Origin of the sequence: Aeromonas sp. 11P, from assembly GCF_051920165.1 — a bacterium.
Classification (GTDB): Bacteria; Pseudomonadota; Gammaproteobacteria; order Enterobacterales; family Aeromonadaceae; genus Aeromonas; species Aeromonas veronii.
The window spans coordinates 3,722,011-3,747,828 of record NZ_JBQBDJ010000004.1; the positions used below are offsets into that span (position 1 = coordinate 3,722,011).

Sequence of the window (25,818 nt, forward strand, 5' to 3'; positions counted from 1 at the left end):
TCTTTGTAACAGCTGTGATTGTTTTCTCGCCTTGCGTCGTCAGGATCTGCAAGATTAGAGGTGGCAGCCGTATCTGTTTTACTCATCAGGACAAGACCTTATGCCACTCTTTCGTCAGCTTTTTCTTCCCATTTTGCTGTTGCTTTCGGGCATGTTGGCTGTTGCGGCTCCCCAACCGCAAGATGAGAGCACAAGCAACGAAATCTCCGCACAAAAGGAGCTGCTGGTCGGGGTTCCCCGTGGCGGCTATCTCCCTTTCATCTATCAACTCCCCAACCAGCGTTATGCCGGTCCGCTCAAGGAGCTGGCCTCGCGCATTGCAGCCGAAATGGGCGTGTCATTGCGTTATATCCCCTACAACTCCTACGTGGATGCCCAGATTGCTCTCCAAGGCGGCCAGATTGATGCATTAATCGGGGTCGAACGTAATGCTCTTGAATTGAAGGGGATAAACCCTATTGGCAGTATCGGTTCTTATGCTCGCTCCATTTTAATGCATACCCCGGATCAGCGATTGACCCTGGATCAGGCGCGCAAGTTACGCTGGGTCTGTATTCGCGGGTTTGGCAGTTGCAATGAGTTGGATCGTTTGGGGATCTCTGATGTAACTGAGCTGGAGAGCCGTAACGAGGCGACCTATATGGTCAAGCTGGGGGCTGTCGATGCATATCTTGATTTGGAACCAATTGTTTCCCTCAAGATGGAGAGAATGCCTGCATCAATGGGGGTTGTCGCTCCTGGGTGGCTTTCTGGCAGTACGCTGACGATGGCGACCAGCTCCCGCCAGCCAGAGCTGAGCGAGAGGCTTTGGCAGGCATATCAACGGATACCTGTTGCAGACTCACGATTACGGTTGCATCAGAAAAATGAACGCGCCAACGCAGGTCTGTTGCTGGAACCAGATGAGACCAATTGGCTGAAACAGAGAAACAAGGTGATCAAGTTCGCCGTTGCCCCCGGATTTGCCGGCATCAGTGAAATCGATGACGAAGGTGAATTGCATGGCTATACGGCAGACCTGATGAAGTTATTGAGTCTGCGCTCCGGGATCCGCTTTGAGCTGGCGTCGACAAATACCTGGCAGGAGTCACTTAAACTGCTGAAACAGCACAAAGTGGACCTTATTCCCTTGATGACACCGCTCAAGGATCGTCAGTCCTTTGCCTCTTTTACCTCCTCCTATCTGAAGTTCGACAGCTATGTCGTAGCCAGACACGGTGCCCGCCCGCTGAAATCGCTGGTCGAGCTGAAAGGGCGTCTGATTGGTGGTGTGACGGGTTCTTACGAAGCCTCTCTCATTCACACGCTGGGCGCCAATATTATCGAAGTGGGCAAGGATGCCGATTTACTGACCTTGCTTGACACTGGGCGAGCTGAATATGTGCTGTTGACCATGACCAATCTGGGACAGCAGGCAATGAAGGGGTTCAATGAGAAGTATCAGGTAGTGCTGAGCTCCCCCGAATTTTCCGTACCTATCAGTATGGCCGTCGATAATGCTCAGCCCGAGTTGCTCCGCATCATGGACAAGTTGCTGCTGACCATCACGGATGAGGAGTGGCAACTGCTGGAACGACGCTGGCTCAATGTGTCGGTCAATATCGAGTCTGATTACACCCTGATTTACAAGTGGTTGGCCATAGGGGGGGGCGCCTTGCTCGTCAGCGGTTTACTGGTGATGCTCTGGGCTCGCAGTTTGCGTCGCCAGATTGCGCAGCGGAAAATCGCAGAGGACAAGCTGAACGAACAGTTGCTGTTTGTGCAGACCTTGCTCAACTCACTGCCAACCATGGTGGCGCTACGTGATAGCGAGCAGCGGATCACCTTGTGCAATCAGGCCTATCGCGATGCTTTCCTCGGTGCTGGCAGTAGCAGTGAGGAGCTGCAAAGCATGCCCGAGGCACTCAGAAACAGTGTGTTGGAAGAAGAGCGCTGGGTGTGGCAGTCCGGCCAGGATCTGGAGGGGGCCGGGAGCAACCTGCGAGCCGATGGCACGACCTGCCATGTTATCTATGCCAAACGCCCCTATAGAGATCCGGATGGCAATATGCAGGGGGTGTTGACGGTACTGACCGATGTCAGCCGGCTCAAGGAGGCGGAGGAGCGCGCCCGTCAGGCTGAAAATCGCCTTACCCAGATTACCGACAGCATGCCTGGGGTGGTCTATCAGTATTTGTGGCAAGGACCCGGCAAGGGGAGGTTTTTGTATGCTTCTCAGGGGGCCAGCGAGATCCTCGGGGCTTCCCGGCAGGATCTGTTCAATGCCGAATCGGGTGGTGAGGTGTTCGGTTTTACCGAAGAGGCGCTCCAGGATTTTGTCAGCAAGGTGGCCAATCATGCCGAGACTCTGGCTCCCCTCGATCTGGAGGTCAAGGTGGAGCGACCTGAGGGAGATCGCTACCTGCAAGTACGTGGCAACTTTGTCAGACAGGAACAGCAGGCGCTGATCCTCAATGGGGTCATTCAGGACATTACGGCTCTCAAGCAACAGGAATATGAGCTGCGCGAAGCTCGCTCCTATGCCGAGCAGGCGATGCAGGCTCGCAGCCGCTTTTTGGCAACCATGAGCCACGAGCTGCGCACTCCCATTTCAGGCATGCATGGCATGCTCGAATTGCTGCAAATGAGCGAGCTCAACGACGACCAGCGTTTTATGGTGCGCAATGTGGTCACCTCGACCAACAACCTGCTCTATCTGGTCAATGACATCCTCGATTTCTCCAAGATAGAAGCAGGTCAGTTGCAGTTGAATTACCAGAGCAGCCGGTTGCAAACGGTGATCTGCGATGCCATTCGTGGCCATGCGGCACTGGCTCATAACAAGGGGCTCAACGTGGTGCTGGAGTGGGAGCATCATGTGCCCGATTGGGCCGACATCGACGGGGTGCGTATCGGTCAGGTCATCTCCAACCTGCTCAACAATGCGGTGAAGTTTACCGAACAAGGGGGGATTACTATCCGGGTCAGCTACCTGAGCGAGCAACTGACCATCAGTGTCAGTGACACCGGTATCGGGATCGCCGAAGAGAAGCAGGCGCTGCTGTTCACGCCTTTTGAGCAGGTGGAGTCAGATATCAACCGTCGTTTTGGTGGCACCGGACTGGGGTTGGCAATCTGTGAACAGCTGGTGTGCAAAATGGGGGGGGCACTGACACTGACCAGCAAGGCAGGAGAGGGCTCCTGCTTCCGTTTTACCGTACCGCTTACCAATCCGCAGTGGGATCCCCCTGCTCTGGCTGACACTGAATGGTGGTTCTTCAGCGATGACACCAACCTCGAAGCGGCCATGGTACGGCAGGGGGCCAAGCTCAGGTACTTGGGGGCCAGTGAGCTCAGTCGCTCACTGGAAGGGTTGCTGTTGGCCGATCAACGGTGGCTTGAGCAATCACTGGGGGGTGAATGGCAAAGCTGGCTGCAGCACTCTGCGCTGAAGGGGCTCATAGCGTCACCCGATGAGGCGTTACGGGGTCGGATTGGTGAACAGAAATGGTGGCGCCTGGGTCTATCTCCTCTCTATCCGGATCTTCTGCTGGAGAGCTGCCACGAATTGCTACAGGAGCGGGTCACACCACACCTCCCAGCGCTTGCAGAGAAGCTGGGTGGCAAAGTGTTGGTAGCCGATGATCATCCAGTCAATCGTGCCTTGCTGGCACGGCAGTTGGCCATTCTTGGTATCGAGGCTCAGGTTGTAGAAGATGGCGAGAAGGCTCTGCGGGCCTGGCAGGGACAGCAATTCTCCCTGCTGTTGACTGATTGCCATATGCCGGTGATGGATGGTTATACCCTGACCAAGGCGCTGCGGGCTGCGGGAGTGACGGCTCCTATCATAGGGGTAACGGCAGATACGTCGGAAGAGGCGAGTGCTCGTATGGTAGAGGCAGGCATGAGTGACATGCTACTGAAGCCCTACCCGCTGGATATCTTGCGCCAGATGCTGGCCCACTGGCTGGCAGAGAGGACGCCAACCAGAAGCGCGGTTGCTCCAGTTGATGGGGCTACAGGCACTCAGGCTGAGCGCTGGTTGGCGCTGTTTGGTGACGAGCTGACCGCGCGAGCCATGGCGGTGGAGTATCTCGATTCCAACCGGCAGGATGGCGAGGCCATGATGGCAGCACTGATTTGTCATGATGCCAGCGCCTTGGTAGATACCGCCCACCGGATCAAGGGGGCTGCCCGAATGGTCGGGTTGGAGGAGCTTGCCAGCCAGGCTGCCATGCTGGAATCGGCTGCGCGATTGAAGCGGCTCGACGAGCTTGACGATCTTGTCAGCACTGTGCAGAGGTTGATGACGGCGATTGCACACGACATTGGATTATGGCTCGATGAAAAAAGCACAACATGAGTTGGTCATCATGGTCGTGGAAGACCATGGATTTCAGCGCAAGGCGCTGCTGCACCAGATCCGCAGCCTGGGTTACCAGAATCTGCTGGAAGCGGTTGATGGTGTCGAGGCGTTGGCGCTTAGCCAGCAACACAATGTCGATATCCTGTTTTGTGATCTGCGAATGCCCGGAATGGATGGCATGGCGCTGTTGCGCCGCCTGTCGCTGGGTGGTTTTCAGGACGGCATTATCCTCTCCAGCGCGCTTGAGGGGGATGTGGTCGAAGCCGTATTGCGCATGAGTACCGCTTATGGCTTGCAGGTGCTTGGTCGCACAGAGAAACCCTCAACGCCGCAGCAGCTCCAGCGGCTTATCCAGGCTTGGTCACCCCGGCAGGAACCCGTCAGGGAGGAAGAGGGACACAGAATAGGACTCGATGAGTTGCGTCGGGCGATCGAGCAAGATCAACTGCTGCCCTGGTATCAGCCAAAGGTGAGTTTTGCATCCGGCGAATGGGTCGGGATGGAGGCGTTGGCCCGCTGGCAACACCCCGAGTTTGGCCTGATCCCTCCCGGGCGTTTTATTTCACTGGCGGAGCACAACGGGCTTATCGATCCGTTGACCGAGGTGATCATCAGCAAATCTCTGAGTGATGGCCATTTATGGGAGGAAACCGGGTTGTCACTCAATCTGTCGATGAACCTGTCCACCACCTCGCTCATTGAAGGGGATCTCTGCAACGTATTGATTGATCAGTGCAAGCGCTGGAGTATCAATCCAGAGCTTATCACCCTGGAGGTGACCGAGAGCGCATTTGTGCAGGATCTGGGCAAGTCGCTGGAGGTGCTGACCCGGCTGAGGATGCATGGTTTTGGCCTCTCAATCGATGATTTTGGTACCGGCTACTCCTCGATGCAGCAGCTGGCACTGTTGCCGTTCACCGAACTCAAGCTGGATCGCTCCTTCGTCGATCGTTGCCATGCCGATCCGTCACGTTTGGCTATTATCGAGTCCAGTATCGAGTTGGCCCGCAAGCTGGGGCTGAAGTCGGTGGCGGAAGGGGTAGAGGATGAGGCGACCTGGCGAGTGCTGGCCCAACTCGGTTGCGACCTCTGTCAGGGATTTTTCTCTGCCCGCCCGATGCCGCGCAGTGAATTGGCTAATTGGCACCGGACTTGGCAAGATAGATTGCCTACACTGATATCTATCTGATTCTGTTGGCTGGATCCCTCCGTTTGAACAAGGATGTTCATGAAAATCTCAAGCAAGTTGCTGCTCAGCTTCGGTTTTATCAACCTGCTGATCCTGCTCTCCTCCACGCTGGTCTATTACCGGCTGACCCAGATAAATCAGGCCCAACACACCCTGCTGGAGCAGGCGCTGCCCGCTCTGCAGCGGGATGAGGCGAGCCAGAAGGCGCTGGTGGCCACCGTTTCTGCCCTGCGTGGCTATCTGATCCTCGGCAAGGATCCGGCTCAGGCTTCCCGTCTCAAGCAGGAGTGGGAGTCGGCCTGGCAGGCCATCGCCCATCAGGCGTTCAGCCCGGCGCTCGCCAAGTCTCTCGAGACCTTCAAAAGCCATCAGGAGAAGGTGTGGACCATAGCCCAGAGCGAAGAGAATCTGCCCGCTCACACCCTGATGCTGCAGGAAGCGGGGCCGCTGGCGGAGGCTGCGCTCGATCAGCTGCAATCCTTTGCCAATGAAGAGGTTGGCACTCCGCAGGATCAACTCTCCGGCGATCGCCGCATGCTGCTCAAGCAGGTGGGAGATGCCTACAACAGCCTCGCCAATTCCCTCTCCGCACTGCGGGATTTTCTTATCTCAGGCAATCCCGAATACCGCAGCAAATATCAGGATTACTACCAGTTTCACCAGCAGCGGGTGGCTGAGGTTAAGCAGCAAGCCGCGCTTTTTACCGACACCCAGCAGAGCCTCTGGCAGCTGTTTGAAGAGATGGCGACCCCTTTCTCCGAGCTGGTGGGACAGGTGATCGAGAAGCGCCAGGCACCGGATTGGGATCAGGCAAACTACCTGATGGCCACCGACATCGAGCCGATGCAGTCCAGCCTCAGTGAGCAGCTGGTCCAGCAGGTGGGGAAAACCCGTGCCGAGGTAGATCAGATTTCGGCGCAGATGACCGGAGCCGGGAGCGCCATCAACCAGACCCTGCTGTTGGCTACCGGCAGCGCCATCGTGCTTGGCATGCTGGTCGCATGGTTCTTTAGTCGCCGTCTGACTCGTGACATTGCCTGTCTGGTGACCCGGGCGGGGCTGGTTGCGGATGGCCGGCTGGCGGCCGAGCCCTTGCCAATCACAGGGCAGGATGAGTTGGGAGAGTTGACCGGTTCCATCAACCGGATGTCTGCCCAGTTACATAATCTGGTCGGGGAGTTGCAGGGCGCGGTGGGGCAGGTCGAGGTGGCCTGTCTCGATGTGGGCAGCACCACCAGAGCCATAGTGGCGGATCTGACGGAGCAGGATCAGCGGGTCGATGCGGTGGCGGCGGCTATCGTTCAGATGTCAGTGAGTGCTCGTGATGTGGCTGGCAACATTGCCGGTGTGGCGGATGGAGCCCATCAGGTGAAGCAGCAGACCCGTCAGGGAGAGGCTGCGCTGGCACGAATGAGCGATACCATGCAGCAGATTGCCGCCATGATTGGACAGGCCAACGAGGCCATGGGGCTGTTGGAGCATCAGAGTGAACAGGTGGGGCAAATCACCGAGGTGATCGCCACTATAGCCGAGCAGACCAACCTGCTGGCCCTCAACGCGGCGATCGAGGCGGCGCGGGCAGGCGAGCAGGGGCGCGGTTTTGCGGTGGTGGCCGATGAGGTACGCCAGCTGGCGACCCGCACCCATCAATCAACCGCCGAGATCAGCCAGACTATTGCGGCCATCTCCCAGCAGACTCGCCAGACGGTGAGTACCGTTAGCAGCGGTACCCGGTTGGTGGAGCAAGGGCGGGATGCTGTTGGATTGGTGACAGATACCCTGAGTGCCATGAACCAGCTGGTTCAGTCGCTGTCGGGCCAGCTGGAGGCCATTTCGGTGGCAACCGAGCAGCAGTCGCGGGTGGCCGCCGAGGTATCCGGGACGGTCGACGACATTGCCGCGCTCAGTCGGCAATCCTGTCAGCGCAGTCAGCAGGGGGAGGAGATCGTAGCCAGACTGGCTGGTGATACCGGCAAGCTGAAGGCGGTCATCGCGCGCTTTGATCTTGATGCGTGAGATGGCGGGATCATCCCGCCATTGCTATTGCCATGCACCGATCCGTCTGGCCCGTGGGTTTAGTCCAGACGTCTGAAGGTGTGGTTGTCGAAGCTGCTGGTGGTCTCCCGGTTGAGCAGGCTGACCAGCAAAATCGCCCGTTTCTCTCCATCCGGCTCCATATAGATGGCCTCGAAACCTGCCAACGGCCCCTCTTCAATCAGCACCTTGTCGCCCGAGCAGGGCAGGCTGGCGTAGCTGGCTCTCGCCTCGTCGCTGTCATCTCGGCTCATCAGCTGATAGATCAGCTTGCTGCTGATGGGGGTCCATTCACTGCCAAAGTGGATGATCCGGCTGATGCCGCGGGTCGACTTCAGGGTGACCGGTGTTACCTCTTCCAAATCAACGAAGATAAACAGATAGTTGGGGAACATGGGTTCCCGTACCGGAACTCGCTTGCCCCGGCGCAGCTTCTCGATTTCCACCATGGGGTAGTAGGATTCGATGCCTTGGGCATCGAGGTGGGCGCGGGCGCGGGCCTCTTCCTTTGGCTTGCAGTAGGCCAGATACCATTTTTTCATGTGATGTTATATTCGTGTTGCCGTGCTCGCCGATATGATAGCGGCGGCAATAAAAAAGGCCACGCATTGCGTGGCCTTTTTTGTCGAGTGAGCAATTACCAACCTTTTACCAGGCCGCCTTTGAACAGCTCCAGCCCTTTCTTGTAGACATCATCGGTCTGGAAAGCCTGTACGAACTGTTTGACCTTCTCGTCATCCTTGTTGTTGTCGCGGGCGACGATCAGGTTGACGTAGGGGGACTCTTTGTCTTCAACAAACAGACCATTTTCGGTCGGGGTCAGACCAATCTGGCCGGCAAAGGTGTTGTTGATGATGGCCAGATCCACATCTTCCAGCGAGCGAGGCAGCTGGGCTGCTTCCAGTTCAACGATCTTGAAGTTGCGCGGGTTGCTGGCGATATCGAGTACGGTCGCCTCCAGACCAGAACCATCTTTCAGGGTGATCAGGCCTTGCTTGGCCAGCAGGATCAGGGAGCGGCCAAGGTTGGTCGGATCGTTCGGTACCGCGATCTGGGCGCCATCTTTCAGCTCGCTCAGCGACTTCAGCTTCTTGGAGTAACCGGCGATCGGGTAGACGAAGGTGTTGCCGACCGGTACCAGTTTGAAGCCGCGATCACGTACCTGTGCATCCAGATAGGGTTTGTGCTGGAAGGCGTTGATGTCGATGCTGCCATCGTTCAGCGCCACGTTCGGGGTGACATAGTCGGAGAAGTTGACGATCTCGACGTTCAGACCATATTTCTCTTTTGCCACCTTGGCGGCTACTTCGACCAGCTCGGTCTCAGGGCCGGCAATGGCGCCTACTTTCAGGGTCTTGTTCTCTTCCTTTTGACCGCAGCCGGCCAGTACCAGACCAGCCAGCAGGGCTGCCGCAACGGATTTGATGCCAAATTTCATAAAACCTCCTGTCAGAAATCGACGATTAACGATGATCACATTTGTTGACCAGGCGCTCACCCGCGCTCTGGATAAGTTGAACCAGCACGACCAGTATCACGACGGTGACCAGCATGACGGTCGGATCGAAGCGCTGATAGCCGTAACGGATGCCCACATCACCGAGACCACCACCACCGATGGCACCAGCCATGGCGGAGTAGTTCACCAGCGTGACGAGGGTAATGGTGACGCTGTTGAGGATGCCGGGCAGGGCCTCGGGCAGCAGCACCTTGGTGATGATTTGCAATGGCTTGGCGCCCATCGCCTTGGCCGCCTCCAGCAGGCCGTCGGGGACTTCCATCAGGGCACCTTCCACCAGACGGGCGATGAAGGGGATGCAACCGACGGTCAGCGGCACGATGGCGGCGATGGTGCCGATACTGGTGCCGACAATCAGCCGGGTCAGCGGAATAATCGCGACCAGCAGGATGATAAAGGGCACCGAGCGACCCACGTTGACCACCATCCCCAGAGTGCGGTTGAGCAGCGGGTTGGCCAAGATCTGGCCGGCTTTGGTCACATGCAGCGCCACGCCGAGCGGCAGGCCGAGCAGGCAGCCAAACAGGGCGGAGGCAAACACCATGATAAGGGTGTCGCCCAGGGCCGTGATGAGCAGATTAATCATGGCTTCGGACATAACCCATTACCTCCAGCTGAATGTGATTGTCGATGAGGAACTGCTGGGTCGCCTCGCACTGGGCTTCATCCCCGAACAGCTCGGCCAGCAGGAAACCGAATTTGACGCCACCGGCGTACTCGATGTCCGCGCTCAGAATGCTGATGTCGATATTGAAACGGCGGCTCGCCTCGGAGATCAGCGGCGTATCGACCGTGCTGCCGGTAAAGCCAAGCTTCACCAGCGGGTAGCTGCCCGGCACCCGCTCGCTGCTCATCCGATCCTGATACTCCTGCGGTACCTCCAGATGGATGGTGGAGTGGATGAAGTCACGAGCCAGCTGGGTCTTGGCGTTGCTGAAGAACCAGGCCACTTCGCCCTGCTCGATCAGGCGACCATCGCTGATGATGGCCACTTCGTCACAAATCCCTTTCACCACGTCCATCTCGTGGGTAATGAGCAGGATGGTGAGCCCCAGCTTGACGTTGATCTCCTTCAGTAGGGTCAGGATCGAGCGGGTGGTCTGCGGGTCGAGGGCCGAGGTGGCCTCGTCGCAGAGCAGTACCTTGGGGGCCGGTGCCAGTGCGCGAGCAATGGCGACGCGCTGTTTCTGACCGCCGGAAAGCTCGGACGGATAGGCCTGGGCACGGGCTTCCAGCCCGACCAGCGCCAGCAGTTCGGCAACCCGTTGCTGGATCTTCTCTTTGCTCCAGCCTGCCAGCTCCAGCGGAAAGGCGATGTTGGCGGAGACGGTGCGGGAGGCCAGCAGGTTGAAGTGCTGGAAAATCATCCCGATTTGGCGGCGAGCCTGGGTCAGATCCCGTTCGCTCAGGGCGACCAGATCCTGGCCATCAACGATGACTTGACCCTCTGTCGGGCGTTCCAGCAGGTTGACACAACGAATGAGGGTACTCTTGCCGGCACCGGAGGCACCGATCACCCCGAAAATTTTGCCTTGGGGTACATGCAGACTAACATCACGCAGGGCGTGCACGGCGTCACTGCCTGTACCGTAGACTTTGTTGAGACCGATCAACTTAATCATGGATTCTTCCGTGCTAACAGCCTTAAAGCACAGGGCGCTACAGGCGGGGAAATTGGGCAGAGGTTCCACTGGGTTACTCTGTCATCATGGAGGATGATGCTAAGATGTCTGGATGGCCATGTCAACGCATGTTTTTACGTCTAGACGTCTAAAAAAGTGATAAGGATTTCTGTCAGGCGGATAACGATCAGGATGGTATTGTTGCTCTTCCAGATCCTGTTTCGTCCCTGCGGCAGATAACCGAATTAAAGATGGTTAATATCGGGTAAATGCTGGTTTTATTAGTGTGTCAGCCCGTTTCTGTTCACATCTGCTGTCGAGCCTGATGCTCCTCCATCGTTACACAAATTGCTGCACAAATCGTTCCCTATTCGTGACCGGATCACCTGATCGCCACTTTGTCGGCGTCAACCTTGATGCAGCGCAAGGGGGGCTCGGATAGGGATTGGGTCGGTGGCGCCGGTTTTTTATACTGATGTTGTCGACAAGCATGGAGGGCAGTGCGATGAGATTCCAACAGATCAAAGAGTTGCTGCACTATCTTGAGCAGGTTCACCACCAGCTCGGACTCTGTTACGGGCGTTTGACCAGTCAGGTGGACAGCGAACGCAGCCGGATGTTGCTGGTCTATCTGCAAGGGCGTGAGGATGCGGCCAGTGCCCATCTGCACGAATATGCTGCTCAACTGGGAGAGGCGGTCAGGGAGACCTGGCTGAACCAGAGTTTCAGCGAGGATATGTTGCCTGCCATTACCCGCTTCGAGCTGCCGGCATCAGTCCAGACTCAGGATATCGTCACTCAGGTATGCCGTTGGGAGGAGCAGCTGGTGGGCGAGCTGAGTAATCTGGCCCGGGAGTGCCCGACACCGGCCACCACCGCCTTGCTCGAGAATCTGGCTGGGCTGGAGCAGACTCGTCTGACCCGACTGGTGCACGGGGTACACCGACTCGATGACATGTAACGGGTGATGGCGGTCGAACACGCAAGATAGCGGCCAAACAAAAGGGCCCGGCAGCAGTGCCGGGCCCTTTCCATTGGATATCTGCTGATTTGCAGTGAGCGTCGGTTAGCCCTGCTGCTCGGCCGCGTAGAGGGCGGCCCCGATAATGCCCGCCTGATTGAGGCTGGCCGCCGGAATCAGCGGTGCCCGGGTCTCGATGCGATCGACGAACTTATCCAGCTTGGCTGCGCTGCCGCCCCCCAGAATGAAGAGGTCGGGGGAGAAGAGAAACTCGAGGCGCGCCAGATACTTGTTGAAACGCTTGCCCCAGCGGTTCCAGGAGAGATCTTCCCGTTTGCGCGCCGCATCGGAGCAGTAGTGCTCGGCGACCATTCCTTCCAGCATCAGATGGCCCAGCTCGGTGTTGGGCAGCAGATGGCCGTTGACGAAGATGGCGGTGCCGATGCCGGTACCGACCGTGATGAGGATGATGACCCCCTTGCGATCCTTGCCGGCACCAAAGCGCATTTCGGCCAAACCGGCGGCGTCAGCATCATTCAGCACATAGCAGGGCTTGCCGGTGACATCGGCAAACAGATGCTCGGCATCGGTTTCGATCCAGCTCTTGTCGATGTTGGCGGCACTCTTGGCAATGCCGTTGTGGATGGTGGCGGGAAAGCCGCAGCCCACCGGTCCTTTCCAGTCGAAGTGTTCGACCAGCGCCTTGAGGGTATGGGCGATGGCGGCCGGGGTGGCCGGTTGCGGTGTGGCAATGCGATGGCGCTCGCCAATCAATTCGCCGGTTTTGGTATCGACCAGACAGCCCTTGATCCCTGAGCCTCCAATATCCACTCCCAACATATGCATCTGTGTTGTCCTTGTTGTATGCCGACCAGTTTGCAGTGACCACGCTGTTATGGGCACTAAAGGTCGGCAGAGCATGAAAAAAGTGCTGCAATCCGGCAAGGGGCAGATCACTTATGCGTGATCCGACAGACCTTTTTCGATGCAGCGGATCAGCAAACGGGTCTTCTTGTTCTCTTCATCCTGACGCCGGGCAAGGGTGGCCAGCGCCCATTCGATATGTTCGGCCACCATGGGCTCGGCGGTGGTCAGCCCCAGTTGCAGGGCTGCGATCACCTCGGGGGTCGCCGGGCCATTGCCAAGGGCGACCGCCAGATTGCGGCGCCAGCGTTTGTAGCCGATGCGGCGGTTGGGCTCCCCTCGGTCTGTTTGAGAAAATCGCTCTCGCTCCAGCACCACAGCACCAGCAGGGGCGGGCGGTGCAGGCTGGTGCGGGGGCTAAAATCGGGTTCCGGGCTGGTATCGGCGTAGCGATTCCAGGGGCAGATAAGCTGGCAGTCGTCGCAGCCGTAGATGCGGTTGCCCATCAGGGGCCTGAACTCCTCGGGGATGGGGCCATCATTCTCGATGGTGAGATAGGAGATGCAGCGGCGGCCATCCACCACATAGGGAGCGACAATGGCGCCGGTCGGGCAGATGTTGATGCAGGCGACACACTTGCCGCACTGCTCCTTCTCCACTGGCTGGTCGAGCGGCAGCGGCAGGTTGAGCAACAGCTCGCCGAGAAAGAAGAAAGAGCCAGCCGATTCGTTGAGCAGCAGTGAGTGTTTGCCAACCCAGCCGAGGCCAGCTTTGGCTGCCAGTGGCCGCTCGAGGATGGGGGCGGAGTCGACGAAGGGGCGCCACTCACCCAAGGTCTCTTCAGTGCCTTGAAACAGCTCGGCGCAGCGCGCTTCGATGCGATCACCCAGCTGTTTGAGCCGGTTGCGCAGCACCTTGTGGTAGTCGCGGCCGAGGGCATAGCGGCTGATATAGCCGAGGGTCGGATCGCGCAGGGTGGCAGCAAAACCTGCCTCGAACGGCAGGTAGTTCATCCGCACCGACAACACCCGCACCGTGCCCGGCAGCAGCTCGTGGGGGCGCGTGCGCATCATGCCGTGGCGCGCCATGTAATCCATGCTGCCGTGATAGCCCGCATCCAGCCAGGCCTGCAATCTCGGCTCTTCGATACGCAGATCGGTGTCGGTGATGCCCGCCTGGTCAAATCCTAGCTCCTGTGCCCAGAGCTTGATATCGTGGGCCAGCTGGTGGAAGTCAGGTGCGCTCATGTGGCTTGGCCTGGCTGGCGTTTGCTGGCGTGGGTCGATTGATAAGAGGCGGGAGCCGTCATGGTAGAGATCATCAGGGGCGCGTTGGGCACAAAAGAGGGGGGCAGTTTACCACAGGGGCTGTGGCAGACTGAACAGATCTGCGCACTGGAGCGCAACTGGGCCGCGCGTGAGGGGCAACCTCTCTATGCCCTGATGGAGCGAGCCGGTGCAGCGCTGCGTACTTATGCCACCCTGCATTGGCCCGACAGTCGCTGCTGGTGGATTTTCGTCGGCCCCGGTAATAACGGCGGTGATGGCTATGTGCTGGCCCGCCTTGCCCGCCAGATTGGCATCGAGGTGGTGGTGATTGCCGCCAGGGCACCCGACCAGCTGAAGGGGGATGCCAGACGGGCCGCCGATGAGTGGCTGGCGGCCGGTGGCCGGGTCTGGCTGGCCGAGCAATTTGATAAGGACCAGCACTCCACCCCGGATCTGGTGGTCGATGCCCTGCTTGGCACCGGCGTCAACACCTCCCTCTCGCCACTACTGACAAAGATCGTCGCAACAATCAATGGCTTGGCTGTGCCCGTGCTGGCGGTGGATCTCCCCTCCGGCCTCAACGGCGATACCGGCCGTGCCATGGGGGCCGTGGTGCAGGCCACTCGCACCCTCACCTTTATCGGTATCAAGCAGGGGATGCTCACCGGCGACGGGGTGGATTGTGTCGGCCAGCTCGACTGTGATCCCCTTGGCGTCACGCCGGATGACACTATGCTGCCCGCCGCCTGGCGTATCGATTATCCGCAGCTGAGCACGCAGCTGACCCCGCGCCCGCGCGCTTCCCACAAGGGCTCTTATGGCAAGGTGCTGCTGGTGGGGGGCAATCGCGGCATGCAGGGGGCCATCGTGCTGGCTGCCCGCGCCTGCCTGCGGGCGGGGGCCGGGCTGGTGCGGGTATGTCAGCATCCGGAACATCCGCCGGTCAGCCTCTATCAACCCGAACTGATGAGTCTCACTACCGCTGATGACGAGGGGTGGGCGTCGGTGCGGGTCATCGGCCCCGGGCTCGGTCAGGATGAGTGGGGAAGCGCGCAAATCGCCCGTTATCTCACCGATCGGCTGCCACTGGTTTTGGACGCCGATGGATTGAATTGGCTGGCGCAATCTCCCCGCCATCAGGATAATTGGGTGCTCACGCCCCATCCCGGCGAAGCAGCGCGCCTGCTGGGATGCTCCATTGCCGAGATTGAAACCGACCGGTTTGCCGCCGTGCAGGCACTGCAGCGGCGCTATGGCGGTGTGGTGCTGCTAAAAGGGGCGGGGACACTTATTTATGACGGCGAGCGGGTCGCTCTATGTTGTGAAGGCAATCCCGGCATGGCAAGTGGCGGCATGGGCGATCTGTTATCTGGTATAATCGCAGCCCTTTTGGCCCAGGGCTGGTCTGCCACCATGGCAAGCTGGCTGGGCGCCGTGATCCACGGCGAGGCTGCAGATCAGGCCGCCGCTGACGGCGAGCGGGGCATGCTGGCGTCAGATCTGCTGCCGCTGATCCGCAAACTGGTTAATCCCGACACCATTACAAGTTAAAAAGAAGAACATGGCAAAACAGTTGATGATGACACTGCCGGACGAGGCAGCAACCGTGGCACTGGGTGGCCGTCTGGCACAGGCCTGCCAGCAGGCGACCACAGTGTTTTTGCATGGCACGCTTGGCGCCGGTAAAACCACCCTGACCCGCGGCTGGGTGCAGGGCCTTGGCCATCAGGGCAAGGTAAAAAGCCCGACTTACACCCTGGTCGAACCCTATGAGCTCGATGGCTGGCAGGTCTACCATTTTGATCTCTATCGCCTGGCTGATCCGGAAGAGCTGGAATTCATGGGCATTCGGGACTATTTTGCCGCCAACACACTCTGTCTGGTGGAGTGGTCCGAGAAGGGCGAGGGCTGGTTACCGGCTCCCGACCTGGAAATTACCCTCACTTATGTAGGCGAGCAGCGCGAGGTTCTGATAGAGGCCCGCACTGCTATTGGCGAAGCCATTCTGGAACGGTTGTCATCTACGTGCGCTTGATCCTTGTTATTGCTCTCTCTTTGATGGCATTACCCTCCTGGGCGAATCAGCTCAAGAGCGTACGAATCTGGCCATCACCGGATAATACCCGGGTGGTGCTCGATATGAGCAGCGCCCCCAACTTCAACTATTTCACCCTCACCGGCCCGGATCGGCTGGTGATCGACCTGAAAGGGGCGAGCAACGCCGCCAATCTGGCGCGGATCGAGAACAACAGCGAACTGGTGCGCAAGATCCGCCAGAGCACTCCGCTGGAGAAGGGCGGTCTGCGGTTGGTGATGGATCTCAGCTCCGCCATCAAGCCGGTGGTCTTTCCGTTGGCGCCAGCCGGGCCTTATGGCCACCGTCTGGTCATCGATCTGCCTTATGAAGAGAAGCGCTCGGCTGCAGCGGTGCAATCCACGCCTGTCGGTGGCAAGGGCAAGGGAGTGGTGATTGCCATCGACCCGGGCCACGGTGGGGAAGATCCGGGCTCCATCGGCCCGCGCCGTACCTATGAAAAACGGGTGACGCTGGCGGTCTCCCAGAAGCTGGCTGCACTGATCGACCGCGAGCCGGGGATGCGCGCCGTGATGACCCGTCGTGGCGACTACTTCGTCGACCTCAACAAGCGCTCCGAGATTGCCCGCAAGGCGAAGGCGGATCTGCTGGTCTCTATCCATGCAGACAGTTTTCATAACTCGACCCCGCGTGGTGCCTCGGTCTGGGTCTTGTCGACCAACCGTGCCAACCGCGAGATGGGCAGCTGGCTGGAGAAGCAGGAGAAGCAGGGCGAGCTGCTGGGCGGTGTCGGCAAGGTGTTGGCGGAATCCGATCCCAACCCCTATCTGGCACAGACCTTCCTCGACCTCTCCATGGACAAGTCCCGTGCCGAAGGATATGACGTCAGCCGCCAGATCCTGCGCTCCATGGGCAAGGTTGCCCGACTGCACAAGAAGGCGCCGGAGCATGCCAGTCTGGCGGTGCTGAAGGCGCCGGATATTCCCTCGGTGCTGGTGGAGACCGGGTTTATCTCCAACCATGCGGAAGAGAAGCTGCTGGCCACCGCCAGCTATCAGGACCAGCTGGCCCGCGCCATCTTCGAGGGGATCCGCAACTACTACCGCGCCCACCCGACCAAGGGGGCCATGCTGAGCGGCAAGGGGCAGGTGAGCCAACCTGCTGCTACTCGCCCTGCAACGGTAGCCCGGCAGCCGGTGAGCCAGCCCAGGCAGGCACAGTCGCAGCCGGTAGTGACCAACAAGATGCCCGCTACTACCCGCGACAGCGGTACGGCGAGCGGCTCTGGTGCCGGGGTGATCAAGCCTTACTCGGCGGCATCGCAAGAGAGCGGTGCACCGGTCAGCAGTGTGGGCGACTATGACAAATCGCGGATGCTCCGCCATGTGGTCAAACGGGGCGAGAGCCTCTCTCGCCTTGCCGAGAAGCATGGAGTGAGTCAGTCCACTCTGGTGGAGATCAACCAGCTGCGCAGCCGGGATATTCAGATTGGTCAGACTATCTATATCCCTCAGCAGGGGCAGAGCCACGCTGCTGCCCCCGTTCGCAGTGACGACAAGTCGCAGATGATCCGCCATGTGGTCAAGCGGGGCGAGAGCCTCTCCCGCCTTGCCGAGAAGCATGGGGTGAGTCAGGCTCGGCTGGTAGAGATCAACAAGCTCAAGTCACGGAATATTCAGGTAGGGCAGGTGCTCTACATTCCGCAAAACTGACGCGCGGGAGCGGGTGATGCCGCTCCCGCTGTTAGCGAATACCATCAGCAAGATTGAAATTCAGGAGTAAGTGATGCCGATCCGTATATTGCCCCCGATTCTGGCTAACCAGATTCCGGTTGGTGGAGAGGTGGTGGAGCGGCCCTCCTGGAGCCTTAAGAGACTGACCATCCGCAAGATAGAAATTCAGGAGTAAATGATGCCGATCCGTATTTTGCCACCCATTCTGGCCAACCAGATTGCAGCCGGAGAGGTGGTGGAGCGGCCCTCTTCTGTGGTGAAAGAGCTGGTGGAAAACAGCCTGGATGCGGGGGCAGATCGGGTCGAGATCGACATCGACAAGGGGGGGGCCAAGCTGATCCGCATCCGTGATAACGGCTGCGGTGTCGCCAAAGACGAGCTGGTGTTGGCGCTGTCGCGTCATGCCACCTCCAAGGTGGCCACGCTGGACGATCTGGAAGGGATCAACAGCCTCGGTTTTCGTGGCGAGGCGCTCGCCTCCATCAGCTCGGTCTCCCGTCTCACCTTCACCTCCCGCACCGCCGAGCAGTCCGAAGCCTGGCAAGCCCAGGCGGAAGGGCGCGAGATGAGCGTCACCATCAAGCCGGCGGCCCATCCGGTGGGCACCACGGTGGAGGTGGTGGATCTCTTCTTCAATACCCCCGCGCGGCGCAAGTTCATGCGCAGCGAAAAGACCGAGTTTGCCCATATCGACGAGCTGGTGCGCCGCATCGCGCTCTCCCGCTTCGATGCCACCCTGATCCTGCGCCACAACGGCAAGGTGGTGCGCCAGTACAAGGCCGCCAATACCGTGCCGGAGCAGGAGCGTCGCCTCGCCGCCGTTTGCGGCACTCCCTTCATGCACCATGCGCTGGCGGTGGAGAGCGAGCATAGCGACGTGCGGCTGTGGGGCTGGCTGGCGACTCCGGAGGGGGCAAGACCGCAAAACGATCTGCAATACACCTACGTCAACGGCCGGATGATGCGCGACAAGCTCATCAACCACGCCATTCGTCAGGCCTATGACGAGTTGTTGCCTCCCGACCGCTTCGCCGCCTATGTGCTCTATATCGAGCTGGATCCCCGTCAGGTGGATGTCAACGTCCATCCGGCCAAGCATGAGGTGCGCTTCCATCAGGCGCGACTGATCCACGACTTTATCTTTCAGGCGCTGTTTACTGCGCTGCGCCGCGAAGGAGTCAGCGTCGCTCATCAGGATGTGCCGCTGGCCGAAACCCTGGTCGAGCTGCCGGTCAGTCCGCAGATCGAATATCCCGGTCAGGCGCCACGCCCGGAGTGGTACGGTGCCGAGCACAGCTACCGGGCACCTGCACAGGTGCGGGAGGGGGGCGGTGGGGCTGGCCGAGCCAGCAATTATCAACCGCCCGAGCCGCCGAGCCGGGAGGCGATGCGCGGCATGGGCGCTCTGCTCACTACGGTGCCTATCGCAACTGAGGCTGCTCCTGCGCAGCCCACTGATCCAGTGCCGTCACCCAAACAGGGGGGATGTCGCGCCCTGACACTGGTGGATCAGGCCTACCTGTTGATCGAGCGGGATAATCAGCTGGAGCTGCTCTCGCTGGTGCGCGCCGAGCGGGTGCTGCTGCGCCACTGGCTGCTGGAGACCTGGGGCCAGGGACTGGCGGCCCAGCCACTGTTGCTGCCGGTCTCCTTCAAGCTGCCGAAGAATTTGATCGCGCTGGTGACCGAGCAGGAACGTTTGCTGAAACGGATGGGGCTGGAGTTGAAAAGCGGGGGGCGCGACACCATGATCCTGACTCGGGTGCCGGCTCTGCTGCGCCAGACCGATCTGGTGCGTCTGTTACCCGAATTGCTGCAAATTATCGAGGGCGGATCTGACAGTGATGCTGGTCAGCAGGCTGAAGTATTATGCCAATGGCTGGTGGAGCAGGGGATAAGCCGCGAGAAGATATACGATTTTTCAACTGCCAGTCGTCTGCTGACGGAACTTGTGGCCGCTCACGCTGACCAACTGACAGATATTCGCATGGTACGCCCGCTTTCGTTGGCGACCGTGCTGGAGGAGTTTGAACATGACGAGTGACTTGCCGACCGCAATTTTTCTGATGGGGCCGACGGCCTCCGGCAAGACGGATCTCGCCATTGAACTGTGCCAGGCGCTGCCCTGCGACATCATCAGCGTCGATTCGGCGCTGATCTATCGCGGCATGGATATCGGTACGGCCAAGCCGACTGCCGATGAGCTGGCGCGGGCCCCGCACCGACTGATCGACATTCTTGATCCCGCAGTGAGCTATTCTGCGGCCGATTTTTGCAAGGATGCCCTGCGGGAGATGAAAGAGATCGCCGATCGCGGCCGCATTCCGCTGCTGGTGGGCGGCACCATGCTCTATTTCAAGGCGCTGCTGGAGGGATTGTCCCCATTGCCCTCTGCCGATCCCGCCATTCGTGCCGGGATTGAGGAAGAGGCTGCCCGCCTCGGTTGGCAAGCGCTGCACGACGAGCTGGTGCGCATTGACCCGGTGGCCGGGGCGCGAATTCACCCCAATGACCCGCAGCGGCTCAGCCGGGCGCTGGAGGTCTACCGTATCAGCGGCAAGACCCTTACCGAGCTGACGCAAGTGCAGGGGGAGGGCTTGCCCTATCGGGTGCAGCAGTTTGCCATCGCCCCGAGCGATCGCGCCGTGCTGCATCAGCGTATCGAACAGCGCTTTGACAAGATGCTGCAAGGTGGCTTTGAACAGGAGGTTCGTGCGCTGATGGCGCGCGGCGATCTGCACCCGGATCTCCCCTCCATTCGCTGTGTGGGTTATCGCCAAATGTGGGACTACCTGTGCGGTGAAGTGGGGTATGATGAGATGCGTTATCGTGGCATTGTTGCCACACGCCAATTGGCAAAACGACAGATGACCTGGTTGCGCGGCTGGCCTGATGTGACCTGGTTGGAATCTGGTGAGTCTGGCAATCTCGACCGCGTGCTTGCTCGCGCTGGTGCGGCTTGACACTCCCTGTATAATCAGGTTGTTATATTGATATTCGGTGTTTAAAAACAACAAACTATAAGGAAAAGAAAAATGGCTAAGGGGCAATCTCTCCAAGACCCGTTTTTGAATGCGCTGCGCCGTGAGCGGATTCCTGTTTCTATCTATTTGGTGAACGGCATCAAACTGCAAGGTCAGATCGAGTCTTTTGACCAGTTTGTTATCCTGCTGAAAAACACCGTGAGCCAGATGGTTTACAAGCACGCCATCTCGACTGTCGTACCGGCCCGTGCCGTCAATCATCACCAGCCCACTCCGGGTGGCGCGGCTGATGAACAGGGTGATGCCGAGGCGTGATATCCCTGGGCGAGTCGACTCGCCAACTCAGATTCATCATGATTCCTGTTAAGGAGCAAGCGCTTGTTTGACCGTTATGAAGCTGGCGAACAGGCCGTTCTGGTGCATGTCAACTTCAGTGATGAGGGTGAGCGGGAGGATCTGGAAGAGCTCAAGATGTTGGTGAGCTCGGCCGGAGTCAATGCGCTGGGGGTAATTACCACCAGTCGCAGTGCGCCCAGTGCCAAATTTTTTGTCGGCAGTGGCAAGGCTGAAGAGATCGCGTCCCAAGTCCAGATGCTGGATGCTGACGTCGTCATCTTCAACCATGCCCTGACTCCCGCCCAGGAGCGCAACCTGGAGCGTCTGTTCCAGTGCCGGGTGGTGGACCGAACCGGCCTGATCCTCGATATCTTTGCCCAGCGCGCCCGAACCCACGAAGGTAAACTGCAGGTCGAACTGGCCCAGTTGCGCCATCTTTCCACTCGTCTGGTGCGAGGCTGGACCCACCTTGAGCGTCAAAAGGGCGGGATCGGTCTGCGTGGCCCGGGTGAAACCCAGCTTGAAACTGACCGACGTCTGCTGCGGGAACGCATCAAGGCGATTTTGCGTCGGCTCGACAAGGTGGCCAAGCAGCGGGAGCAGGGACGCCGTGCCCGCAACCGCAACGAAGTGCCGACGGTGTCACTGGTTGGTTATACCAACGCCGGAAAGTCCACTTTGTTCAACCAACTTACAGCTGCCAGCGTGTATGCTGCCGACCAATTGTTCGCAACTCTGGATCCCACCCTGCGTAAACTGGTGATCCGGGATGTGGGTGATGTGATTTTGGCGGATACAGTTGGATTTATTCGACACTTGCCCCATGATCTGGTCGCGGCCTTCAAGGCGACCCTGCAGGAGACCCGTGAAGCGGATCTGCTGCTGCATGTGGTGGACTGTGCCGATGAGCAGATGCAGGAGAATATCGACTCCGTGCAGCAGGTGTTGGCCGAGATTGAAGCCGATGACAGGCCCCAGCTGATGATCTGCAACAAGATCGACAAGCTGGCGGATCGTCCGGCAGGTCTGGAGCGAGATGACGAGGGGCGCCCGTTGCGCGTCTGGTTGTCGGCCCAGACTGGTGAAGGTTGTGAGCATCTGTTTACGGCGCTGACCGAATTGCTGGCTGGCTCCATGGTGCATCACACCCTGCAGTTGCCTCCTTCTGCCGCGAGATTGCGCAGTGCGCTCTATCAGCTGAAAGGGATTGAGCAGGAAGGTTTTAGCGAGGAGGGTGATTTCGTGCTGGAAGTCCGCTTGCAAGTGGCCGACTGGAACCGCCTCGTGAAACAGGAAGGTGAGAGTTTACAACGCTTTATCAGGCATTGATTCGTTGATGAAGATGACCCCTTAGGGGCTTCGCGACGTATGACGGCCCGATAGAGATGATATCCATCCGCATGTATTAATGGAGACGCTGATGGCTTGGAATGAGCCTGGTAACAACGGCAAAGACCGTGACCCTTGGGGGAATAACGGCAAGAATCAGGGACCCCCTGATCTGGATGAAATGCTGCGCAAAGTGAGTCGCCGTTTCGGTGGCTTGTTTGGTGGCGGCAAATCTGGCGGCGATGTAGGTCGCTTTGGTATCTCCATCGCGCTGGTTGTGGCTGTGGTGGTGTGGGTCGTCAGCGGCTTCTACACCATTCGCGAAGCGGAGCGTGGTGCCGTGCTGCGGTTTGGCAAGTTTTCCCATATTGTCGAGCCGGGCCTGCGCTGGAAGCCGACCTTTATCGATCAGGTGATCCCGGTGGACGTCGAGTCCGTGCGCTCCCTGCCTGCCTCCGGTTTCATGCTGACTCAGGATGAGAACGTGGTACGGGTCGAGATGGACGTGCAGTACCGTGTGGTCAATCCCGAGCAGTATCTGTTCAGCGTGACCAATGCCGACGAGAGTCTGGGTCAGGCTACCGATAGCGCCCTGCGCTACGTGGTGGGTCATACCCGGATGGATGACGTGCTGACTACCGGTCGTGAGAAGGTGCGTCAGGAGACCTGGCAGGTGATCGATGGCATCATCGAGCCCTACCAGATGGGTCTGCAGATCGTCGACGTTAACTTCCTGCCGGCGCGTCCGCCGGAAGAGGTGAAAGACGCCTTTGATGACGCCATCTCCGCTCAGGAAGATGAACAGCGCTTCATTCGTGAAGCAGAAGCCTATGCCCGTGAAGTGGAGCCCAAGGCCCGTGGCCAGGTGAAGCGTCTGGAGCAGGAAGCGGAAGCTTACAAATCCCAGATCGTGTTGAAAGCCCAGGGTGAAGTTGCTCGCTTCAACGAGCTGCTGCCCCAGTATCTGGCTGCCCCCGAGCTGACCCGTGAGCGTATCTATCTGGAAACCATGGAAGATCTCTATCAGCAGGCCAACAAGGTGGTGGTCGACATGCCGGCTGGCAACAACAGCATGATCTACCTGCCGCTCGACAAGCTGTCTGGCAAGCCGAAGGCTGCCCAGTCTGATCGTGCCACTGTCGCCCCGGTCACAGAGCAGGTCCCCGTTTCCAACGAGGGTGCCAACTCTACGCCGACAATGCCGCTGCGTAGCGGTGACCGCTTCAGCTCAGGGAGAAACTGATAGATGAAAAAGCTAGCTATTGGTGCAATCGCTGTCGCGGCCATGGTCTGCTTCTCCTCTGTCTTTATCGTTGATGAAGGTCAGAAGGGGATTGTGGTGCAGTTTGGCAAGGTGAAGCGGGTTGACTCCGGTGAACCCCGCCTCTATGAGCCGGGCCTGCATTTCAAGGTGCCGCTCATCGACCAGGTTCGCAAGATGGATGCCCGCATCCAGACCATTGACAGCCAGGCCGACCGTTTTGTTACCTCCGAGAAGAAAGACCTGATCATCGACTCCTACGTGAAGTGGAAGATTGAGGACTTCTCCAAGTACTACCTGGCAACCGGTGGTGGCAACAAGCTGCAGGCTGAAGATCTGCTCAAGCGCAAGATCAACAACGGTCTGCGTTCCGAGATCGGTAACCGCACCATTAAGGACATCGTCTCCGGTGAGCGCAGTACCGTGATGGAAGATGCCCTGAAGAAGATGGCGCGCTCCTCCGAGCTCGGTATCAAGGTGGTGGATGTGCGGATCAAGCAGATCAACCTGCCGGTGGAAGTCTCCAACTCCATCTACCAGCGGATGCGCGCCGAGCGTACCGCAGTCGCCCGTGAGCACCGCTCTCAGGGTCGCGAGAAGGCTGAAATCCTGCGTGCCGATATCGACCGCAAGGTAACCGTCATGATCGCTGACGCCGAGAGTAACGCTCGCCAGCTGCGTGGTGAAGGGGATGCGGAAGCCGCCAAGATCTATGCCGACAGCTACAAGAAAGACCCCGAGTTTTTCAGCTTCGTGCGTAGCATGGAGGCCTATCGCAAGAGCTTTGCCGGTGGCAACGACCTGATGGTGTTGAAGCCGGATAGCGAGTTCTTCCGTTACCTCAAGTCTCCTCACGGCACCAAGCAGTAATCGCCACGAGGTCACATTCAAAGGGTCTGCATCGTCAGACCCTTTTGTTTTTGGTGCCAATGCCAGCCGTCGACCCAGGGTGCTGGTTGCATTGAAGGAGGTCGGATGCTGACATCCATGCTGATGGGGTTGGGATTGCTGCTGTTGTTCGAGGGGCTTGGCCCGTTGTTGATGCCCAAGGCATGGCAGCAGATGTTACGGCTGCTGAGCGATCAGCCACCGGAGCAGTTGCGCCGTATCGGCGGCTCGCTAGTGGTTGCGGGTAGCGTGATCCTCTGGATGCTGAGTCGCTGAGTCTGGCGCAATGCACTGTCCAGCAGATAGCAGACAATAAAAAAGAGGCCAACGGCCTCTTTTTTCATGCATGTTGTTTACTCAGGCACTGCGCTGCACGGCCATGTGGGCCAGTGTCTCCAGCGCCTGTTTGTGCGGGGAGTCTGGCAGGATGGCGAGGGCTGCAATGGCCTTGTCGGCCTCTTCCCTGGCACGCATGCGGGAGTACTCCAGCGCGCCAGTGCGGTCGAGAATGCCAAGGATCTGCTCAAGATGCTCCATGCCGTTGCGGTGCTCGATGGCATCGCGCACCAGCTGGCGTTCTTCCTGTGTGCCCACTTCCATGGCGCGCAGCAGCGGCAGGGTCGGTTTGCCTTCGGCCAGATCGTCGCCGACGTTCTTGCCCATCTCTTCGCTCTGGGAGCAGTAGTCCATCACGTCATCGATGATCTGGAACGCGGTGCCCAGATACTTGCCGTAATCGGTCATGGCCTGCTCGACGGGCTCGGGCTGATGAGTCAGCACGGCTGCAAGGCGAGTGGCGGCCTCGAACAGCTTGGCGGTCTTGCAGTAGATGACCGTCATGTAGCTCTCTTCGGTGGTATCCGGGTCGTTGCAGTTCATCAGCTGCAACACTTCCCCTTCGGCGATGGTGTTGGTGGCATCCGAGAGGATCTCCATCACCCGCAGGTTGGAGAGTTCGGCCATCATCTGAAAGGAGCGGCTATAGAGGTAGTCACCGACCAGCACGCTGGCGGCATTGCCAAACATGGCGTTGGCGGTCTCCCTGCCACGGCGCAGGTCGGATTCGTCGACCACGTCGTCGTGCAGCAGGGTAGAGGTGTGAATGAATTCGATGATGGCGGCCAGTTTCAGGTGATCCTCACCTTCATAGCGCAGCGCACGCGCAGCCATCACGGTCAGCATGGGGCGCATCCGTTTCCCGCCGGCGCTGACAATGTAGAAACCCAGCTGATTAATCAGACTAACGTCGGACTGGAGTCGGGCCAGGATCAGTTCATTGACCGCCGTCATGTCGGCGGCACAGAGCGCACGGATAGTCTGTTGGTCCATAAGTCTCGTAACGTGACAGCAGCAATAACTGCGATTTTAGTAATGGCAGGGATTCTACACGATTTCACAATGGGTTACAGTTAGGCGTTTATCCACGGCGGCAGATATGCGCACAAAATAA

The 25,818-nt window shown here is 58.9% G+C and carries 20 protein-coding genes and 1 pseudogene; 14 read left to right on the plus strand and 7 right to left on the minus strand.

Annotation, left to right across the window (positions count from 1 at the left end):
• The first annotated feature begins 100 nt into the window (after positions 1-100).
• Genes ACTG1P_RS17290 through ACTG1P_RS17300 form a run of 3 tightly spaced genes read left to right on the plus strand, consistent with a single transcriptional unit; the run spans position 101 to position 7,550 of the window.
• Entirely contained in the window at positions 101-4,342 is a 4,242-nt protein-coding gene (locus ACTG1P_RS17290; protein ID WP_440001802.1) for an ATP-binding protein, read from the plus strand.
• On the plus strand, positions 4,323-5,534 hold the full coding sequence (locus ACTG1P_RS17295) for an EAL domain-containing response regulator (protein ID WP_440001803.1): 1,212 nt from the start codon (positions 4,323-4,325) through the stop codon (positions 5,532-5,534). Before ACTG1P_RS17290 ends, ACTG1P_RS17295 begins: the two co-directional genes overlap by 20 nt.
• A gap of 39 nt (positions 5,535-5,573) precedes the next feature.
• Entirely contained in the window at positions 5,574-7,550 is a 1,977-nt protein-coding gene (locus ACTG1P_RS17300) for a HAMP domain-containing methyl-accepting chemotaxis protein (protein WP_440001804.1), read from the plus strand.
• Positions 7,551-7,609: 59 nt separating this feature from the next.
• On the opposite strand, the gene rfaH is transcribed toward ACTG1P_RS17300, so the two are convergent.
• From rfaH to metN, 4 genes are all read right to left on the minus strand, one after another.
• On the minus strand, positions 7,610-8,110 hold the full coding sequence (rfaH, locus tag ACTG1P_RS17305; RefSeq protein ID WP_236361067.1) for a transcription/translation regulatory transformer protein RfaH: 501 nt from the start codon (positions 8,108-8,110) through the stop codon (positions 7,610-7,612).
• Positions 8,111-8,205: 95 nt separating this feature from the next.
• Positions 8,206-9,006, minus strand: coding sequence for a methionine ABC transporter substrate-binding lipoprotein MetQ (gene metQ, locus ACTG1P_RS17310; RefSeq protein ID WP_440001805.1), 801 nt, complete (start codon positions 9,004-9,006; stop codon positions 8,206-8,208).
• Between the two features lie 25 nt (positions 9,007-9,031).
• Entirely contained in the window at positions 9,032-9,685 is a 654-nt protein-coding gene (locus ACTG1P_RS17315; protein WP_005339070.1) for a methionine ABC transporter permease, read from the minus strand.
• Complete coding sequence (metN, locus tag ACTG1P_RS17320; protein ID WP_204419570.1) at positions 9,666-10,709, minus strand: methionine ABC transporter ATP-binding protein MetN; 1,044 nt, start codon at positions 10,707-10,709, stop codon at positions 9,666-9,668. Before metN ends, ACTG1P_RS17315 begins: the two co-directional genes overlap by 20 nt.
• Before the next feature lie 505 nt (positions 10,710-11,214).
• On the opposite strand from metN, the gene ACTG1P_RS17325 reads away from it, so the two are divergent.
• Entirely contained in the window at positions 11,215-11,670 is a 456-nt protein-coding gene (locus ACTG1P_RS17325; RefSeq protein WP_088870087.1) for a hypothetical protein, read from the plus strand.
• Between the two features lie 105 nt (positions 11,671-11,775).
• Here the strand turns inward: ACTG1P_RS17325 and ppgK are convergent, their stop codons facing one another.
• Positions 11,776-12,516, minus strand: a complete 741-nt coding sequence (gene ppgK, locus ACTG1P_RS17330) for a polyphosphate--glucose phosphotransferase (protein ID WP_005349265.1) — start codon at positions 12,514-12,516, stop codon at positions 11,776-11,778.
• Positions 12,517-12,627: 111 nt separating this feature from the next.
• Positions 12,628-13,781: pseudogene (gene queG / locus ACTG1P_RS17335) on the minus strand (tRNA epoxyqueuosine(34) reductase QueG).
• Positions 13,782-13,841: 60 nt separating this feature from the next.
• Between queG and ACTG1P_RS17340 the strand changes: the two are divergent.
• The 10 genes from ACTG1P_RS17340 (at position 13,842) to ACTG1P_RS17385 (ending at position 24,644) form a co-directional block, all read left to right on the plus strand.
• Positions 13,842-15,353, plus strand: a complete 1,512-nt coding sequence (locus ACTG1P_RS17340; protein ID WP_440001806.1) for an NAD(P)H-hydrate dehydratase — start codon at positions 13,842-13,844, stop codon at positions 15,351-15,353.
• Positions 15,354-15,363: 10 nt separating this feature from the next.
• On the plus strand, positions 15,364-15,837 hold the full coding sequence (tsaE, locus tag ACTG1P_RS17345; RefSeq protein WP_005339056.1) for a tRNA (adenosine(37)-N6)-threonylcarbamoyltransferase complex ATPase subunit type 1 TsaE: 474 nt from the start codon (positions 15,364-15,366) through the stop codon (positions 15,835-15,837).
• 23 nt (positions 15,838-15,860) lie between these two features.
• A complete protein-coding gene (locus tag ACTG1P_RS17350; RefSeq protein ID WP_440001807.1) occupies positions 15,861-17,549 on the plus strand; it encodes an N-acetylmuramoyl-L-alanine amidase in 1,689 nt (562 codons plus the stop codon).
• A gap of 199 nt (positions 17,550-17,748) precedes the next feature.
• Positions 17,749-19,614 (plus strand): DNA mismatch repair endonuclease MutL, encoded by a 1,866-nt coding sequence (gene mutL, locus ACTG1P_RS17355; RefSeq protein WP_440001808.1) that lies wholly within the window; start codon positions 17,749-17,751, stop codon positions 19,612-19,614.
• Positions 19,604-20,533 (plus strand): tRNA (adenosine(37)-N6)-dimethylallyltransferase MiaA, encoded by a 930-nt coding sequence (miaA, locus tag ACTG1P_RS17360; RefSeq protein ID WP_440001809.1) that lies wholly within the window; start codon positions 19,604-19,606, stop codon positions 20,531-20,533. The genes mutL and miaA overlap by 11 nt, the downstream gene beginning before the upstream one ends.
• Before the next feature lie 72 nt (positions 20,534-20,605).
• On the plus strand, positions 20,606-20,869 hold the full coding sequence (gene hfq / locus ACTG1P_RS17365; protein ID WP_005339045.1) for an RNA chaperone Hfq: 264 nt from the start codon (positions 20,606-20,608) through the stop codon (positions 20,867-20,869).
• Positions 20,870-20,932: 63 nt separating this feature from the next.
• A complete protein-coding gene (gene hflX / locus ACTG1P_RS17370) occupies positions 20,933-22,219 on the plus strand; it encodes a ribosome rescue GTPase HflX (RefSeq protein ID WP_005339043.1) in 1,287 nt (428 codons plus the stop codon).
• Between the two features lie 91 nt (positions 22,220-22,310).
• Positions 22,311-23,462 (plus strand): FtsH protease activity modulator HflK, encoded by a 1,152-nt coding sequence (gene hflK / locus ACTG1P_RS17375; protein WP_201980578.1) that lies wholly within the window; start codon positions 22,311-22,313, stop codon positions 23,460-23,462.
• A gap of 3 nt (positions 23,463-23,465) precedes the next feature.
• The gene (hflC, locus tag ACTG1P_RS17380) at positions 23,466-24,350 is read left to right on the plus strand and encodes a protease modulator HflC (RefSeq protein WP_005339038.1); all 885 of its coding nucleotides are present in this window, start codon (positions 23,466-23,468) and stop codon (positions 24,348-24,350) included.
• A 105-nt stretch (positions 24,351-24,455) separates the two neighbouring features.
• Positions 24,456-24,644 carry a DUF2065 domain-containing protein gene (locus ACTG1P_RS17385; RefSeq protein ID WP_058059476.1) on the plus strand — a complete coding sequence of 63 codons (189 nt, stop codon included), beginning with the start codon at positions 24,456-24,458 and terminating at the stop codon, positions 24,642-24,644.
• 81 nt (positions 24,645-24,725) lie between these two features.
• Here the strand turns inward: ACTG1P_RS17385 and ispB are convergent, their stop codons facing one another.
• Positions 24,726-25,697 (minus strand): octaprenyl diphosphate synthase, encoded by a 972-nt coding sequence (gene ispB, locus ACTG1P_RS17390; protein ID WP_440001810.1) that lies wholly within the window; start codon positions 25,695-25,697, stop codon positions 24,726-24,728.
• Positions 25,698-25,818 lie beyond the last annotated feature (121 nt).